General features: G+C 69.2%; 18 protein-coding genes. 9 read left to right on the top strand and 9 right to left on the bottom strand.

What is annotated here, in order from left to right:
• Positions 1-45: 45 nt before the first annotated feature.
• Positions 46-372: a hypothetical protein gene (locus AOM45_RS30045; RefSeq protein WP_030470750.1), complete on the top strand. Its 327-nt coding sequence runs from the start codon at positions 46-48 to the stop codon at positions 370-372.
• A complete protein-coding gene (locus AOM45_RS30040) occupies positions 369-1541 on the top strand; it encodes a C40 family peptidase (protein WP_030470751.1) in 1173 nt (390 codons plus the stop codon). The genes AOM45_RS30045 and AOM45_RS30040 overlap by 4 nt, the downstream gene beginning before the upstream one ends.
• A 39-nt stretch (positions 1542-1580) precedes the next feature.
• On the opposite strand, the gene AOM45_RS30035 is transcribed toward AOM45_RS30040, so the two are convergent.
• Positions 1581-2009 carry a tautomerase family protein gene (locus tag AOM45_RS30035; RefSeq protein WP_236703887.1) on the bottom strand — a complete coding sequence of 143 codons (429 nt, stop codon included), beginning with the start codon at positions 2007-2009 and terminating at the stop codon, positions 1581-1583.
• Positions 2010-2090: 81 nt separating this feature from the next.
• On the opposite strand from AOM45_RS30035, the gene AOM45_RS30030 reads away from it, so the two are divergent.
• Positions 2091-2648, top strand: coding sequence for a TetR/AcrR family transcriptional regulator (locus AOM45_RS30030; protein WP_030470753.1), 558 nt, complete (start codon positions 2091-2093; stop codon positions 2646-2648).
• Here AOM45_RS30030 and AOM45_RS30025 read toward each other — a convergent pair.
• The gene (locus tag AOM45_RS30025; RefSeq protein ID WP_030470754.1) at positions 2629-2955 is read right to left on the bottom strand and encodes a YnfA family protein; all 327 of its coding nucleotides are present in this window, start codon (positions 2953-2955) and stop codon (positions 2629-2631) included. The two genes, AOM45_RS30030 and AOM45_RS30025, sit on opposite strands and share 20 nt — an antisense overlap.
• Positions 2956-3042: 87 nt before the next feature.
• On the opposite strand from AOM45_RS30025, the gene AOM45_RS30020 reads away from it, so the two are divergent.
• The 5 genes from AOM45_RS30020 (at position 3043) to AOM45_RS30000 (ending at position 6954) form a co-directional block, all read left to right on the top strand.
• The gene (locus AOM45_RS30020) at positions 3043-3396 is read left to right on the top strand and encodes a YbaB/EbfC family nucleoid-associated protein (RefSeq protein WP_236703881.1); all 354 of its coding nucleotides are present in this window, start codon (positions 3043-3045) and stop codon (positions 3394-3396) included.
• Positions 3384-3830, top strand: coding sequence for a YbaB/EbfC family nucleoid-associated protein (locus AOM45_RS30015; protein ID WP_030470756.1), 447 nt, complete (start codon positions 3384-3386; stop codon positions 3828-3830). Before AOM45_RS30020 ends, AOM45_RS30015 begins: the two co-directional genes overlap by 13 nt.
• 54 nt (positions 3831-3884) lie before the next feature.
• Positions 3885-5108: a SatS C-terminal domain-containing protein gene (locus tag AOM45_RS30010; RefSeq protein ID WP_030470757.1), complete on the top strand. Its 1224-nt coding sequence runs from the start codon at positions 3885-3887 to the stop codon at positions 5106-5108.
• Between the two features lie 119 nt (positions 5109-5227).
• Positions 5228-5971: a GntR family transcriptional regulator gene (locus AOM45_RS30005; protein ID WP_030470758.1), complete on the top strand. Its 744-nt coding sequence runs from the start codon at positions 5228-5230 to the stop codon at positions 5969-5971.
• A 2-nt stretch (positions 5972-5973) separates the two neighbouring features.
• Positions 5974-6954 carry a dTDP-glucose 4,6-dehydratase gene (locus tag AOM45_RS30000; RefSeq protein WP_030470759.1) on the top strand — a complete coding sequence of 327 codons (981 nt, stop codon included), beginning with the start codon at positions 5974-5976 and terminating at the stop codon, positions 6952-6954.
• Here the strand turns inward: AOM45_RS30000 and AOM45_RS29995 are convergent.
• The gene (locus AOM45_RS29995) at positions 6944-8032 is read right to left on the bottom strand and encodes an adenosine deaminase (protein WP_030470760.1); all 1089 of its coding nucleotides are present in this window, start codon (positions 8030-8032) and stop codon (positions 6944-6946) included. The genes AOM45_RS30000 and AOM45_RS29995 overlap by 11 nt on opposite strands.
• Positions 8033-8391: 359 nt before the next feature.
• On the opposite strand from AOM45_RS29995, the gene AOM45_RS29990 reads away from it, so the two are divergent.
• Positions 8392-9768: a coiled-coil domain-containing protein gene (locus AOM45_RS29990; protein WP_301314443.1), complete on the top strand. Its 1377-nt coding sequence runs from the start codon at positions 8392-8394 to the stop codon at positions 9766-9768.
• Between the two features lie 113 nt (positions 9769-9881).
• Here the strand turns inward: AOM45_RS29990 and AOM45_RS29985 are convergent, their stop codons facing one another.
• The 6 genes from AOM45_RS29985 to AOM45_RS29960 all read right to left on the bottom strand — a co-directional run bounded on the left by AOM45_RS29985 (position 9882) and on the right by AOM45_RS29960 (position 16647).
• Entirely contained in the window at positions 9882-11156 is a 1275-nt protein-coding gene (locus AOM45_RS29985; RefSeq protein ID WP_030470762.1) for a thymidine phosphorylase, read from the bottom strand.
• Complete coding sequence (locus tag AOM45_RS29980; protein ID WP_236703880.1) at positions 11153-11536, bottom strand: cytidine deaminase; 384 nt, start codon at positions 11534-11536, stop codon at positions 11153-11155. The genes AOM45_RS29985 and AOM45_RS29980 overlap by 4 nt, the downstream gene beginning before the upstream one ends.
• A complete protein-coding gene (locus tag AOM45_RS29975) occupies positions 11529-12770 on the bottom strand; it encodes an ABC transporter permease (RefSeq protein ID WP_030470764.1) in 1242 nt (413 codons plus the stop codon). The genes AOM45_RS29980 and AOM45_RS29975 overlap by 8 nt, the downstream gene beginning before the upstream one ends.
• A gap of 8 nt (positions 12771-12778) precedes the next feature.
• Positions 12779-13852: an ABC transporter permease gene (locus AOM45_RS29970; RefSeq protein ID WP_030470765.1), complete on the bottom strand. Its 1074-nt coding sequence runs from the start codon at positions 13850-13852 to the stop codon at positions 12779-12781.
• Positions 13852-15432, bottom strand: a complete 1581-nt coding sequence (locus AOM45_RS29965) for an ABC transporter ATP-binding protein (protein ID WP_030470766.1) — start codon at positions 15430-15432, stop codon at positions 13852-13854. The genes AOM45_RS29970 and AOM45_RS29965 overlap by 1 nt, the downstream gene beginning before the upstream one ends.
• Before the next feature lie 81 nt (positions 15433-15513).
• The gene (locus tag AOM45_RS29960) at positions 15514-16647 is read right to left on the bottom strand and encodes a BMP family lipoprotein (protein ID WP_030470767.1); all 1134 of its coding nucleotides are present in this window, start codon (positions 16645-16647) and stop codon (positions 15514-15516) included.
• Positions 16648-16750: the final 103 nt, after the last annotated feature.

Below are 16750 nucleotides of genomic sequence, written 5' to 3'. Positions count from 1 at the left end.
GCAGGATCGGAGCGAACAGGTCACGACTGGGGGAAGAGCTTTCAGATGGCGGAACAGGGACTCAGGGCCGACCTCGACGCCTTGACCGGATACGCGTCGGCGGTGAGCGGTCTGGCGAGCGAGGTGGGCGCGGTCGGCACCGGCACGTTGACCGGCACGACGGCGTTGCCCGGCGACTGCTTCGGCAAGATCGGCAACGAGGTGGGTCTCAACGCCGCTTTCCAGACCGCGGCCCAGGCCCAGCTCGACGCGCTGAAGGCGGCTTCCACCGGGCTGGCCGGTCTCGGCACCGCCGTCGCCAAGGCCCGTGACGCCTACATCGCCCAGGAGGACGCGCACAAGGCGGCGCTGGACAAGGCGGCGCGTGCATGAGCGTCGAAGGACTCCTGAGCTCGTTCATCGCACCGATGAAGGAAGATCTGGCCAAGCTGGACGGCGACACCGGCGGCGCCACGCGTGCCGGCGACGCGTTCGGCCGCGCGCAGACCGCTTTGACAGACCTCGGATCACGGCACTCGTCGGCTTCCACGGCCGTGCTGAACACGTGGTCCGGCGAGAAGGCCAACACGTTCACCGGTCGGGTCGCGACCTTCACGTCGGCCGCGAACACGTTGTCCTCCAACGCTTCCGTGTTCAAGACCGTGGCCTCGACCGGTGTGTCCGCGGTGACCGGCGGGCGCACCGCGATCCAGGGCCTGATCGACGAGTTCACGTCGAAGGCGACCCCGAAGCTGGCCGCCGCGGTCGCCGCCTCGCTGGTGGCCGGTCCGGGCATCGTGCTGGCCGCGCTCGCGGACCTGGCCGGGATGGCTTCCGGTTACCAGGGCCGGACTTCCGCCGAACTGCAGAAGGTGCGCGACCAGCTCACGCAGCTCGTCGGTCAGTTGAACGGGCTGCAGAAGCCCGATGTCGGGGCGTTGAGCAAACTCGGCGAGCCGCTCGGCGGTGACGAGGGCACGACTTCGGCTTCGAGCGCTTCTTCGTCGTCCCAGTCCGGTTCCAGCTCGAACTCCGGCGGCGGTGCCGGCTCAGGCGGTGGCGCCGGCTCGGGTGGCGGCGGTGGCGGTGGCGGAGGAGGCGGCGGTGGAGGCGGTGGCGGCGGTTCAGGCCCTCGGCTTCCCGTGGCGATCCCGCCGCAGCCCGGCACCGGCGTCGGTGTGAACCTGCCCGACGGCAGCAGTGCCGAGGCGCCGAACGAGACCGCGGCCAAGGCGGTGCGCAACGCGTTGTCGGCGCTGGGAACGCCGTACGTGTGGGGTGGCGCGAACCCGCCGCAGGGCACGGACTGCTCGGGCCTGACGCAGTGGGCGTACAAGAACGCGGGCTTCGACATCCCGCGGCCGGCCTCGTCCCAGGCGATGGGCGCGTCCGTGCCGCCGGACCAGCTGCTGCCCGGCGATCTCGTGGTGTGGGACGGGCACGTCGCGATGGTGATCGGCAACGGGCAGATGGTCGAGGCCGGGGACCCGGTGCAGGTCGGGAAGATCCGGACGACGAACAGCGGGATGTCGTTCTACGGCTTCTACCGGCCGACGGGGTGACGTGGTAGTCACGCCGCAGCACGACGTCCCGGGGTCAGATCAGGCACCCTCGGCCTTCGCGGCCCGCGCGGCGGCCTTCAGCTCGGTGAAGTTCACGATCTGCCCGCCCGCGCCCCACGTCCCGTCCGGCTGCTCGTGGATGAGCACCCACACCCGCATCGCGTCGGCCTCACCGAGCCCGGCGGCCTCGAGCACCAGGGCCGTCGCGTCCTGCACCAGCCCGGCCTTGCGCCGGTCGGACAACACGCCCGTCGGCACCCGGACGTCGACCCGGAACCGCGGCGCGTCGTCCTCACCGGTCGTCTGCGCACCCGCGGGCAGCTCGTGCAGGTAGGTCCAGCACACCGAGCGGAAGAACGCGGTGTCCGGCGCGCCCTCCCACTTGAGCAGCAACGCCCCCAGGTCCCGCTGCACGCTCTTGCGACCGGCGTCGGTCAGCGATCCGGCAGGAGCGGTCAGCTCGATCATGGGCACGGCGAACTCCGATCTATGACGACTGTTATATCGACGCTAACCTATGACGAGCGTTATAGCCAGAGAGGCGAGTCGATGTCCCGACAGCAGATCGTCACCGGCGCGGCCGACATGATCCGCCGGCGCGGCCTCAACGCGACGAGCATCCGCGAGGTCGCCAAGCACGCGGGAACGCCGCTCGGCTCGACGTACCACTACTTCCCCGGCGGCAAGGGACAGCTCGCGACGGAAGCCGTCCAGTGGGCGTCGGACACCGTGCGGACGGTGCTCACGGCGAAGCTCCGCAAAGGTCCGGCCGAGGGCGTGCGGGCGTTCTTCACGATGTGGCGCCAGGTCGTCATCGAGTCGGGCTTCCAGGCGGGCTGCCCGGTGCTCGCCGTGTCCATCGAGGAGAGCTCCGAGGCGCTGGACGCGGCCGCCGAGGCGTTCCGGATCTGGACGACCCAGCTCGCCGACGCGCTGAAGGAGGCGGGTGTCGCCGACGAGCGGGCGAGGCGGCTGGCCCGGCTCGTCGTCACCGGTGCCGAGGGCGCGGTCGCGATGTGCCGTGCCCAGCGCAGCATCGAACCGCTGGACGACGTGGCCGCCGAGCTCACCGCGCTGCTCGAAGCGGCTACCGCGGCGCGTACATGATCACGGCGACCCCGGCGAGGCAGACGAGGGCGCCGATCACGTCGTAGCGGTCGGGCCGGAAGCCGTCGACGACCACGCCCCACCCGAGCGAGCCCGCCACGAACACGCCCCCGTAGGCCGCGAGGATCCGGCCGAAGTTCGCGTCGGGCTGCAGGGTCGCGACGAAGCCGTAGAGACCCAGCGCGATCACACCCGCGCCGATCCAGACCCAGCCGCGGTGCTCCCGCACGCCCTGCCAGACGAGCCACGCGCCGCCGATCTCCATGAGGGCGGCGAGGACGAACAGCACGACCGAACGCAGGATCATGGGACACACGATCGCAGCCACATCGACTCGAACCACACAACCCCTTGCTCCGCGATGCGGCACACTGTCGCGGTAGGGGGTGATCGGGTGGACGACGACGTCGAGCGCGCCGCACGGAAGGTGCGCGATGTCGAGCAGGCCGTGTCCGAGCACGTCACGCGCAGCGATCCCGTCACGGGGCGGGCGTCCTCACCGGACGGCGCGGTGACGGTGGTCGCGACGCCCGGCGGTCCGCCGCAGCAGATCACGGTCAGCGCCGCGGCGTTGCGGATGGGCCCGCACGGCCTGGCCGCCGAGATCATGCGCGTCGCCGAGAAAGCGCGGCGCAACGCCGGCAGCCGGCTGCACCAGACGCTGGAACGGGTCGTCGACCCGCGCGAGCTGACCGAACTGGGCTTCGTGCGCGAGCGCGACGACGACGAGTTCGGGTGGCAGCGGTGAACGAGGAACGCAGACAGGCCGTCGAACAGCTTCAGCGCGACCTCGCCGTCACCGCCGAGACGGTCGAGCACCCCAACGGGCTCTGCATGGCCACGGCCACCGCGAAGGGCGAGATCAAGGCCCTGCACCTGCACCCGGCGCTGCTCGGCCAGGGGCCGCAGGCGGTCGGCGAGGTCGTCACCGAGACCGTGCGGCTCGCGACCAACGCGGCCGTGCAGACGAGCTTCAACCGGATGGCGCTGGCGCTGGGCGACGGCGTGGCGATCGACGTCGAGTCCATCGCCGGCGACTCACCCTTCCGGTCGACGTGGAACCCCGTCGTGCCCCCGAAATCCGCAGCTCCCGACGCACCTTCCCAGCGTCGGTCCAGGGCGCCGATCGTCGAGGACCCCGACGAGGACGCGTTCTTCGAGAACCCCTTTGGGCGCCGGTGATCAGCACCGTTAGGCTCGCCCACGGCATCAGGCAGGCGTGACCGGGAGGTCAGGATGGCGCAGGACATCGTCCCCATCGAGCTGGGGCTGACGCAGGGTGACGTGGTCACGCTGTGGGCACCCCGCTGGCGCGAGAAGGGCGAGGAGTGGGAGGCGTTCCTCGGTGACGAGGAAGACCTGTTCGTCTTCCCCGACGCCGCGCATCTCGCCGCCTTCGTGCGCACCGCCGAGGAGCACGACCTCACCGATCACCCTGCGTGGCCGATCGTGCCGTCGCTGGGCGTCGCGGACCTCTCGCCGGACGACAACCACCAGTTCGACCTCGTCGGTGTGCCCGAGCTGATCGCCGAGGACCCGGACACCTGGACGATCGGTGAGCTCGCCGACGTCATCGCGATCGTGCGCGCCCTCGCGGACGTCTGCGACCTGGAGAAGGTCCACGAGGTGCTCGACTCCGCGGAGGGCTTCTCGCTGCTGCCGCAGGGCACGCTGCCGTTCAGCGGCCGTGACGGCGCCAAGCTGTGGGACGAGCTGTCCGAGGTCGTCTCCGAGAAGTGGGACGAGGTCCTCGACGCGATCGACAGCGTCGTGAGCACGCCCGAGGTGCCGGAGAAGGAGCTCGCCGTCGCGCAGGAGGAGCTCGCCGCGCTGGAGGAGGCGGCCGCCGCCGCGGCTGCCGTCGACGCGGGCTCCGACGACGAGGACTCCGACGAGGAGAAGGCCGAGCCCACCGGCTTCTGGGCCGAGGCGGGCATCGACCCCATCAAGATCATCACGTCCGCCGGCGAGTTCTACACGCTGCGCTGCTACCTCGGCGACGACCCGGTGTTCCTGGGCCGCCGGGGCAAGATCGAGGTCTTCACCTCCGCGCGTGGCCTGAGCCGTTTCGTCGCCGAGAACGACGAGCACGACCTGGCCGAGGTCGAGACGTGGAACGACGTGAAGGTCAAGGCCACCGCGGGCGAGCTCGACGTCGACGTGGACGACGAGAACGTCTACGTGCTGACCGGCATCGCCGAGGACATGGAGGAGGGCCCCGACTCCCTCGACCCGCAGCAGCTGGACCTCGCCGTCGAGCTGTTCGAGGACGCGGGCGAGTGGGCCGAGGACGAGTCCGTGAAGGACGCGCTCGCCTCCTCGGAGTCGCTGGGCTGGCTCGTGTCGTTCGTGGTCGCGCCGGACCCGACCCGTCTCGCGCCGTCCGCTCCGTACGACGCCGAGGTGGCCGCGTTCCGCGCGCTGCAAGCGACGTTCGAGGACCGGCTCAACGTCAACTGACCGCTCCTTTCCGCATTCTGAAAGTCACGCGGGAGCCCCACGTAACCCTCCGGGGTACGCGGGGCTCCCGCGTTTCGTTTGAGCAGGGCAGGTTGCGCTTGCCTGTATGATACAGGTTTATGACAGGTTCGCGGTCGCAGCGCGTCGCCGCTGAGCTGAGGGAACGCATCACGCTCGGCGACTACGGTCCGGCGGGGGCGATCGAGAGCGAGGCGGAGCTCGGCCGCCGCTACGAGGTCAGCCGCGTCACCGTGCGCCGCGCGCTGGAACTGCTTCGCGACGAGGGCCTGCTGGCGTCACGCAAGGGCGCCGGCTGGTACGTCGCGTCGTTCGCCCAGCCGCTGGCGCTCGGCACGTTCCAGCACGCGCGGTCCGCCGTCGCGGAAGCCGGCGTCGACCTGAGCCGGACCGTCGTCGAGTACGGCTACTGCGAGGCGCCCCCGAGCGTCGCGCACACGTTCGGGGCAGGTGAGGTGCTGCGCGTGCTTTCGTTGCGCCGCACCGGAGACACCCCGCTGGACGTCGTGACCGAGTGGGTGCCGCTGGAGCTCGCCGCACCGGTCAGCCGCGCCGACGCCGAGTCACCCGGCACGTGGGAGACGTTGCGCCGCAACGGGAACCAGATCGCCGTCGTCCGGCAGAACATCGCGGCCGTCGCCGCGGGCGAGATCGGCACCCTGCTCGGCGTCACGGCCGCCACGCCGGTGCTGTTGGTGCGCCGCACCGCGCTGGACGCCTCGGAACGCCCGATCGCCCTGTCCGAGCACCACTACCTGGGCCACCGGTTCCAGCTGGAGGTCGAGTTCCGCGGCTGGCCCGGCGCGGAACCTCCCGGCGTCGCAGCGATTCCTTCGGAGGACTGACCATGCGCGTGCTCGTCACCGGTGCGGCCGGGTTCATCGGCTCGCATTTCACCCGTCACTGGCTGCGCGAACACCCCTCGGACGAGGTGATCGCCCTCGACGCGCTGACCTACCGCGGCACGCGCGCGAACCTGCCGACCGGCGTGCCGTTCGTCCACGCGGACATCGCCGAGGCCGACGTCGAGGGCGTCGACGTCGTCGTGAACTTCGCGGCGGAGTCCCACAACAGCCTCGCCGTGCTGGACCCCGCGCGGTTCTTCCGCACCAACGTGCTCGGCACGCAGGCGTTGCTGGAGGCCTGCCGCCGCGCTGGTGTGCGGCGGTTCCACCACGTGTCGACGTGCGAGGTGTACGGCGATCTCGCGCTGGATGCCGTCGACGCGTTCCACGAAGAGTCGCCGTACCGGCCGCGCACGCCGTACAACGCCTCGAAAGCGGGCGCGGACCACGCCGTGCGTTCGTACTTCGAGACGTTCGACCTGCCCGTGACGATCACCAACTGCGCCAACAACTACGGGCCGAACCAGTTCCCGGAGAACGTCATCCCGCTGTTCACGGTCAAAGCCCTGAACGGTGAGCAGCTCCCGCTCTACGCGGCGCGCGACAACCGGCGCGAGTGGATCCACGTGCTGGACCACTGCCGGGCGATCGAGGCGGTGCTGCGGGACGGCGAGATCGGGCGGACCTACCACGTCGGCACGGGCGTGGAGGCGAGCGTCGACCAGATCGCGGACCTGGTCCTGGACGAGCTGGGGCTGCCGCAGTCGCGGAAGTCGGTCGTGGCGGACCGTCCGGGCCACGACCGCCGCTATCTGCTGGACTCCGCGCGGATCGGCCGTGAGCTCGGATGGCGCCCGGAGATCGGCTTCGAAGCCGGTGTCCGGGACACCATCCGCTGGTACGCGGCCAACCGCGCGTGGTGGGAGCCGTTGCGCGCCCTCAGCCCGATCGACGAGAGCGCCTGGGCGACAGCTACGCGGTGAGCGCCGCGTAGCCCGGCTTGATCAGCTCGTTGATGATCGACAGCCGCTCGTCGAACCCGATGAACGCCGACTTCATGGCGTTGATCGTGAACCACTGCAGGTCCGCCCACCCGTAGCCGAAGGTCTCGGCCAGCACCGCGAACTCGCTGGAGAGGGAGCAGTCGCTCATCAGGCGGTTGTCGGTGTTGACCGTGACGCGGAACCGCAGCTTGGCCAGCAGGCCGATCGGGTGGTCGGCGATGGTGGCCGCGGCGCCGGTCTGCAGGTTCGAGGTCGGGCACATCTCCAGCGGGATGCGGCGGTCGCGGACGTAGGCGGCGAGCCGTCCCAACTGGACGGTGCCGTCGCCGGAGACCTTGATGTCGTCGACGATCCGCACGCCGTGGCCGAGGCGTTCGGCGCCGCAGTGCTGGATGGCCTCCCAGATGGACGGCAGGCCGAACGCCTCACCCGCGTGGATGGTGAAGTGCGCGTTCTGCTGGCGCAGGTACTCGAACGTGTCGAGGCCCCTGGTGGGAGGGAAGCCGGCCTCGGGGCCCGCGATGTCGAAGCCGACGACACCGAGGTCGCGGTAGCGGACCGCCAGCTCGGCGATGCGCAGCCAGCCCTCGTTCTGGCGCATGGCGCAGAGCAGCGTGCCGATGCGGATCTTGCGGCCGGTCTCGGCGACACGGGCGGCGCCGAGGCGGAAGCCCTCCTGGACCGCCTCGACGACCTGCTCCAGCGAGAGGCCCTTCTCGATGTTCAGCTCGGGGGCGTAGCGGATCTCCGCGTAGACGACCCCGTCGGCAGCGAGGTCCTCGACGGCCTCCGCGGCGACGCGGACGAGAGAGGCCTCGTCCTGCATCACACCGCACGTGTGGGCAAAACCTTCGAGGTAACGCACGAGCGAACCCGAGTTCGCGTTGTCGCGGAACCAGCCGCCGAGCACGCCCGCGTCCGTGGTGGGCAGGCCCTGGTAGCCGGAGGCATCGGCGAGTTCGATCACCGTCTGCGGGCGGAGGCCACCGTCGAGGTGGTCGTGCAGCAGCACCTTCGGCGCGCTGCGGATGGACTCCAAGGTAAGCGGCGTGGACATTGCTACACGTTACTTCAGCCGACACGCCGCTTCAGCGCTGGCCAAAATGATCTTGTCGCCGATATGATCATTTGTCGGTTCAACGTCGTTGCCGATCCGTGATCAGCAACTTTCTGCAACCACAACCAGGCTTGAGTCACCCCAAGGTAGGAACATCACCGGTCGCTGTCGCATGCTTCCGGCCAGTAACTTGGCGTTCAGAGTAATCAGGTAGCCTGACCGGGTCAGTCGCCCGTCCGCACCCGGCCATTTACTGCCGGGGGTGGTACAGAGACGTCCCGTGACGCGGATAGGCTCCCGTGGTCTCCCCCTCCCCTGGACGAAGGCACTCAGCCGTGACAGAGAACAACAACTCCACGATGTCCTTCGATCGGATGCGCAACATGCTCACGCGCGCCGCGGAGATCCGTGAGAGCGAGCAGCAGCAGATCTTCGACGCGCTGGACGAGATCCACGCCCGGATGTCGCCTCTGGAGTCGCTGGGTTCGGTCCGCAAGCGCCTGTCGGAGCTGCCGGACCGCACCGAGGTCAGCGTCCTCGCGGAGCGTCTCGACGAGGCCCTCGCCAAGCTGGAGGCCCAGGACAACGCCGTCGCCGACATCGGTCGCGCGGTCGACGCCCTGGTGGACAAGCTCGCCAAGCCCTTCGCCCAGCTGGACGGCCGCCTCGACGGCGTCGCCGGCCGCTTCGAGGGCGTCGCGGGCCGCATGGACGGCCTCGAGGACAAGCTCGCCAGCATCCACAAGCGCATCGACGACCTCGACGGCCACCTCGACAAGCAGGACGGCAAGGTCGACGCGATCCCCGGCGCCGTCACGAACCCGCTGCGCGAGCGCATCGAGGCCCTCGAAGCCGCCCTGCGCGGCCGCCTGGACGAGGTCGACGAGGGCGTGCACGAGCACCTCGACGGCACCCGCGAGGCCCTGCAGAAGATCCTCGCCGAGTCGTTCTCCGGCATCCACGGCCGCGCCGACGAGCAGCGCGACGCCCTCGCCGCCGCCCGCGCCGACCTGGCCGCCGCCGTCGCCGACAGCCGCGAGAAGCTGGTCTCCGCAGTCACCGACCGCCACAACCAGCTGGCCGCCTCCCTCGTCGAGACCCGCGACTCGCTGGCAGGAGCCGTGGCGGAGACCCGCGGCTCCCTGGAGGGCACGGTCGCCGAAACCCGCGACGCCCTGGCCTCCTCGCTCGCCGAGACCCGCACCGAGCTGGCCTCCGCGGTCGCCGACACCCGCTCCACCGTCGAAGGCAAGCTGGACGAGGCCCGCACGGCCCTGTACGCGGCGATCGAACAGTCCCGCGACCAGGTGGACGCAGCCGACCGCCTGGAGTCCCTGGCCCGCCGCCTGGAGCTGGTCACCTCACAGCTCGACAACATGACCAACCGCCTGGACAAGGTCGAAGACGGCTTCGCGGCCCGCATCTCCGAACTCGGCGGCACGGTAGACGCCAGCCTGACCAAGGTCGCCGAGACCGTCGGCGCCCGCCCGGACACCGACGCCCTGCAGTCCCTGGTCCGCAAGTCGAACCAGGAGTCGGAACTCCGCATCGGCGGCCAGCTGGACGAGGCCATGGCCACCTTCGCCGAGCTCATCCTCGGCGGCGGCTCCCCGACGCCTCCCCCGCCCCCCACCGCCCTGCCGCGCCCGCAGCGCCGCACCCGCAAGAACGGCGCCAAGCCGGTGAACGGCGGCAAGGACATGGACGACGACGACCTGGCGGCCGAGGGCGCCTGAGTCCGACACGTGTGGAACTGCCCCCGGAGCCGCGAGCTCCGGGGGCAGATTTCGTCAGGGACGAGTTTTCGGGTTCAGGCTGAACCGACGGCGACTACCACGATCAAGCGACGTCAGCCGCGGATCGTGTCGATCACCAGCGGCGACCGCTCCGGCGCCGAGTCCGACACCGAGTAGGCGCCTTCCAACGCCTGCAAGGCACCCTCGACCGCGTCCGGCGTGTCGGTGTACAGCTCCAGCAAAGGCTGTCCGGCTTCAACGGAATCCCCGGGCTTGGCCAAGCAGAGCACACCGGCCCCAGCCTGCACCGGGTCCTCCTTGCGAGCCCGCCCAGCCCCGAGCCTCCAGGCAGCCACCCCAACGCCGTAGGCGTCCAAAGTGGACAACACGCCGGAAGCAGGCGCGGTCACCACGTGCTTGTGCGACGCCACCGGCAGCACAGCGTCCGGATCCCCACCCTGAGCCCGAATCATCCGAGCCCAAGTCTCATAAGCCTCACCAGAAGCCAACACAGCAGCCGGATCAGCCGAAATCCCAGCCAAAGCAAGCATCTCCGAAGCCAGCGCCACCGTCAGCTCGACAACGTCCGCAGGCCCACCACCACGCAACACCTCAACGGACTCGGCGACCTCAACCGCATTGCCGACAGCCCGCCCCAGCGGCACCGACATGTCAGTCAACAGAGCCGAAATCCGCACCCCGTGCTCAACACCAATACCCACCAACGCAGAAGCCAGAGCCCGAGCCGAAGCCAGATCCTTCATGAAGGCCCCGGACCCGACCTTCACATCCAGAACCAACGACTCAGCCCCCTCCGCGATCTTCTTCGACATGATCGAAGAAGCGATCAGCGGAATAGCCTCAACAGTCCCGGTGACGTCCCGCAACGCGTAGAGCTTCCGATCCGCAGGAGCAAGCCCTTCCGTAGCAGCACAAACAACAGCACCAACGGAAGACAACTGCGACAGAATCTCCGAAGTGGACAGTGCCGCACGCCACCCTGGAATCGACTCCAGCTTGTCCAACGTCCCACCGGTGTGCCCGAGCCCGCGCCCGGACAACTGCGGAACAGCCGCACCACAAGCAGCCACCAGAGGCGCCAACGGCAACGTGATCTTGTCGCCCACCCCACCCGTCGAGTGCTTGTCCACGGTCGGGCGGTCCACGTGCAACGACAACCGCTCACCGGACGAGATCATCGCCTGCGTCCAGCGCGCGGTCTCCGCCGAAGTCATGCCGTTGAAGAAGATCGCCATGGCCAGCGCGGACATCTGCTCGTCCGCCACGGCACCGCGCGTGTAGGCGTCGATGACCCAGTCGATCTGAGCGTCGGACAACACAAGGCCATCGCGCTTGGCACGAATGACATCCACAGCAGAGAAACTCACGGCAGGTCCTCCGGTCCGAACGCGTCGAGCAGCACCTCGGTCATCGGCAACGGTCCGCGAGCGGTGTCCACCAGGCACTCGCGGCCACCGAACTCGTAGATCAGCTGACGGCAGCGGCCACACGGCATCAGCAGGTCGCCGGCACCGGAACGACAAGCCACCGCCACCAACCGGCCGCCGCCGGTCAGCCGCAGCTGGCCGACAAGGGTGCACTCGGCACACAACCCGAGACCGTACGAGGCGTTCTCGACGTTGCAGCCGACGATGACGCGGCCGTCGTCGCACAGCGCCGCGGCACCGACCTGAAGCCCCGAGTACGGGCAGTGGGCGAACGACGCCGCTTCCACTGCCCGTGCCCGGAGAAGATCCCAATCAACCACGGCGGTACACCACACCGTCGGCGGCCGGCATGCGCAGCCGCTGCGACGCCACGGCCAGCACGGCCAGCGTCACCATGTGCGGGGCGTAGGACACGAACTCGCCGGGGATCTCGTCGAGGCTGATGTACAGCAGGTACAGCAGCACGGCCACGACGATCGCCGCCGCCGCGGAGAACCACTTCCGCTTGATCAGCTGGTAGACCACGATCACGCCGAGCAAGATCACCACGCCGTACACCAGCGCCAGCACCGTGTCGCCGCCGGAACGCAGCTGCAGGCCGTCGGCGTAACCGAACAGCGCCGCGCCGCCCAGCAGGCCGCCGGGCCGCCAGTTGCCGAAGATCATCGCAGCCAGGCCGATGAAGCCGCGGCCGCCGGTCTGACCCTCCAAATAGGACAGCTGACCGGGGTTCAGCACCAGCGCGGCGCCGCCCAGGCCGGCGAGGCCACCGGAGACGATCACGGCGACGTACTTGTGGAAGTACACCTTCACGCCCAGCGAGTCCGCCGCGTGCGGGTTCTCGCCGACCGAGCGCAAGCGCAGGCCGAAGCGGGTGCGCCAGAGCAGGTAGTACGACAGCGGCACGAGCAGGATCGTCAGCATCGTCAACGGCGAGACGCCGGTGACCAGGCCGCGCAGGATGCCCGCGACGTCCGAGATGAACAGGCGCTGCCCGGACTCGAGCTCACCGAGCCAGTCCGCGAAACCCGCCGCCGAGTACGTGTCGAACGGCTGGACCGGCGGCGACTGGCGCGGGTTGTGCGACAGCGGGAAGAACACCAGCGTCGACAGGTACTTCGTCAGGCCGGCGCCGAGCAGGTTGATCGCCACACCGGAGACGATGTGGTTGACGCCGAACGTGACCGTGGCGATCGCGTGCAGCAGGCCACCCAGCGCACCGAACACGACGGCCGAGACGAGCGCCGCCCACGGGCCCCACTGGTAGCCGGCCCACGCCGCGCCCCACGTGCCCATGATCATCATGCCTTCGAGGCCGATGTTGACCACGCCGGCGCGTTCCGCCCACAGGCCGCCGAGACCGGCGAGCAGGATCGGCAGCATCAGCCGGACCGCGGTCTGGGTCGTGCCGGACGACGTGAGCTGCGGGAAGTTCGTCATGTACGACGTGACCGACAGCAACGCGACCGCGCCGGCGACGCTGATCATTCCGACGGCCCAGCCGGGGAACTTCTTCCTGCGAGGCGCCGCCGGGACGTGGGGCTTCTCCTCCATCGTCGTGATCACGCGGCACCTCCGACAGTTCCGAGCTCACGGCCGACGCGACGCTGTTCCGCGGCGAGCTCGACGCGGCGCACCACCTCGTACGCGACGACGACCGACAGGACGATCGAGCCCTGCATGATGGTGACGATCTCCCTTGGCACACCGACGTTGTCGAGCGCGAGACCCGACTTGTCGAGGAACGCCCACAGCAGCGCGCCGAACGCGATGCCGCCGGGGTGGTTGCGGCCGAGCAGCGCGATCGCGATGCCCGAGAAACCGATGCCCGCGGTGAAGTTCAGGCTGAACGTGTGGTCGCGGCCGAGCATCTCCGGCAGGCCGATGAGGCCCGCGATGGCGCCGGAGAGCAGCATCGACACCAGGATCATCTTCTTGGCGTTGACACCACCGGCCGACGCGGCGGTCGCGGACTCGCCGGACGCGCGCAGCTCGAAGCCGAACCTGGTGCGGTTCATCATGATCCAGTAGCCGACGCCCAGGGCGATGGCCACGAACAGGAAGCCGAACATCGTGCCGCCGCCACCGAAGGAGATGCCGGGCATCCAGCCGCTCTCCGGGATCTCCGGCGTGCGGATGTTGTTGCCCCGCAGCTCACCGAAGACGTCGCGGCGGATCAGGTAGGCGGACAGGCCGATCGCGAGGCCGTTCATCATGATCGTCGAGATGACCTCGTTCACGCCGCGGGTCACCTTGAGGATCGCGGGAATCGCGGCCCAGGCGGCACCGGCGAGCGCGCCCACGACGATGATCACCAGCGTGTGGATGCCCGGCGGCAGCGCGATCGAGCCGCCGACGACCGCGGCGACGACGGCCGCGACGCGGTACTGGCCCTCGACACCGATGTTGAACAGGTTCATCTGGAACCCGATCGCGACCGCGAGCGCCGCGATGTAGTAGATGCCCGTCGAGTTGATGATGTCGACGAGCGTCGAGCCCTTGCCGACCTGCGTCACCATCGCACCGAACGCGCTGAACGGGTTCGCGCCGGAGATCACCAGCGCCACACCGCACAGCAGCATCGAGAAGACGATCGCCAACGCCGGCGGCAGGAGTTTGCCGCGCAGGTTTCCCATCAGTTCTCGCCTTCCTCGACGACAGCGGTCTCCTGGACCGCCGCGCTCGTGCTGCCCGCACCCGTCATCGCGCTGCCGAGGTCCTCGGGCGTGACGGTGCTCGGGTCGGCGTCGGCCACCAGACGGCCGCGCAGCATGACCTTGATCGTGTCCGACAGGCCGATCAGCTCGTCCAGGTCGGCGGAGATCAGCAGCACGGCGAGACCGGCGGCACGGGCGCGCTTGATCTCGTCCCAGATCAACGCCTGCGCGCCGACGTCGACACCGCGGGTCGGGTGCGACGCGATGAGCAGCACCGGGTCGCCGGACAGTTCCCGGCCGACGACGAGCTTCTGCTGGTTGCCACCGGACAGCGCGGCCGCGGGCACGTCGATGCCGGGCGTGCGCACGTCGAACTCGGTGACGATCCGCTCGGTGTCCTTCTTGGCGCCGTCGGTGTCGAGCCAGATGCCCTTGGACGCCGGCTTGCGGGTCTGGTAGCCGAGAATCCGGTTGTACCAGAGAGGTTGCGTGAGCAGCAGGCCGTGGCGGTGGCGGTCCTCGGGGATGTAGCCGATGCCCGCCTCGCGCCGGGCGAGCGTGCCCAGCTTCGTGAGGTCGTTGCCCTGCAACGTGATCGTGCCGCTGCCGGCCTTGCGCATGCCCATGATCGTCTCGACGAGCTCGGTCTGGCCGTTGCCCTCGACACCGGCGATGCCGACGACCTCGCCGGAACGGACCACCAGGTCGATGTCGTCGAGGATCGGCCGCGACCCGTCGGGGGTCAGCAACTTCAACCCCTTGACGTCGAGCACGACGGTGTCGGTGACGGTGGACTCGCGGGTCTCCGGGCTGGGGAGCTCGCTGCCGACCATCATCTCGGCGAGCTGGCGCGACGACACGGTCTTCGGGTCCGCGCTGCCCACGGTCGTGCCGCGGCGGATCACCGTGACGGAGTCCGCGATCGCGCGGACCTCGTCGAGCTTGTGCGAGATGAACAGGAACGTGTAGCCCTGCGCCTGCATGCCGCGGACGGTGTCGAAGAGCTCGTTGACCTCCTGCGGCACGAGCACGGCGGTCGGCTCGTCCAGGATGATCACCTTGGCACCGCGGTAGAGCACCTTGAGGATCTCGACGCGCTGCCGGTCCGCGACGCCGAGCTGCTCGACGAGGACGCCGGGGTCGACGTTGAGGCCAGTCCTGCCGGACAGCTCGATGATGCGCTTGCGGGCCTTCTGGCCGATGCCGTGCAGAGCCTCGGCGCCCAGGACCACGTTCTCCTGGACGGTGAGGTTGTCGGCGAGCATGAAGTGCTGGTGCACCATGCCGATGCCGGCCTTGATGGCGTCGGACGGCGTGCGGAACCGCACCTGCTCGCCGTTCACCTCGATGGTGCCCTCGTCCGGCGGCTGCATGCCGTAGAGGATCTTCATCAGGGTGGACTTGCCGGCGCCGTTCTCACCGCAGAGCGCGTGCACCTCGCCACGGCGGACGGTCAGGTGGACGTCGCTGTTGGCGACCACACCGGGGAATCGCTTGGTGATGCCGGTGAGCACCACGGCGGGGGGATCGTCCGTCCGTACGGACGTGGAACTGCTCATCGTCGAGGCTCCTCCTACGACGCACCAGGCCCTGTGAGGGGCAAATCCTCACAGGGCCCGGTGTGTGCTTTGGTCAGCGGACTACGGCTTGTCCTTGACCGTGATCTTGCCCTCGATGATCTGGGCCTTGTAGCCCTCGAGGATGCCCTGCAGCTTGGCGTCGATCTTGCCACCGGACGTGGCGTAACCGACACCGTTCACCTTCAGGTCGAAGACCTTCGGCAGCGACGCGAGGTCGTTCTTGGCGACGGCCCTGATGTAGTCGTAGACCGCGACGTCGACGCGCTTGAGCATGGACGACACGATGACGTCCTTGGTGTCGGCGACGGTCGCCTGGTTGTACTGGTCGGAGTCGACACCGATCGCCAGCACGCCGGCCTGCTTGGCGGCAGAGAAGATGCCCTTGCCGGAGGCGCCCGCGGCCTGGTAGATCACGTCGGCGCCCTTGTCGATCTGGCCCTTCGCGGCTTCCTGACCCTTCGGGGCGTCCTGGAAGCCGGTGAAGTCACCGGCCGGGGTGATGTACTTCTTCTCGATCTCGATCTTCGGCGCGGCGGCCTTGGCACCCTGGAAGTAGCCGGCCTCGAACTTCTGGATCAGCGGGATCTCGACGCCGCCGACGAAGCCCACGTGGCACTTCTTGCTCTGGTACGCGGCGATGACACCGGCGAGGAAGGAGCCCTCCTGCTCGGCGAACAGCAGCGGCGTGACGTTGGTGGCACCGTCCACGGCCGAGTCGACCAGGCCGAACTTGACGTTCGGGAACTCCGCGGCGACGAGCTTCATCGACTCGGCGTAGGCGAAGCCGACACCGATGATCGGGTTGAAGCCCTCGGACGCGAGCTGGCGCAGACGGGTCTGCTTCGCCGCCTCGTCCTCGTTCGGGGCAGCGGAGAGCTCGCGCGTGTTCTCCTTCTTGATGCCCATGTCCGTGATGGCCTTGTCCAGACCGGCGGCGGCGGAGTCGTTGAACGACGCGTCGCCACGACCACCGATGTCGTAGGCCAGACCGACCTTCAGCGCACTGCCGTCCACCTTGTCACCGGCGGCCGCGCTGGTGTTCGAGGTGGCGGGCGCAGTGGGAGGCGTGGCGTACTCGCAAGCGGCACCACTGCCGTTGTTCGAGGTGTTGCTACCGCCACCCGAGTCCTTCGCACAGGCGGCCATAGTCATCACGCTGGTGAGCGCGATCGCGGCGACCGCGACGCCACGCATACGACGACGCACGGCTCGTCTCCTCCCTGAGGTTCCTCCCCAACGACGTTGTTGGGTTCTAGACGGCGCACCGTACCTCTTAGTAACCAGACACGTTGCGGCG

This window comes from Lentzea aerocolonigenes (genome assembly GCF_000974445.1).
In the GTDB taxonomy this organism is placed as follows: Bacteria; Actinomycetota; Actinomycetes; order Mycobacteriales; family Pseudonocardiaceae; genus Lentzea; species Lentzea aerocolonigenes.
This window is presented reverse-complemented; position numbering and strand designations above follow the sequence as displayed.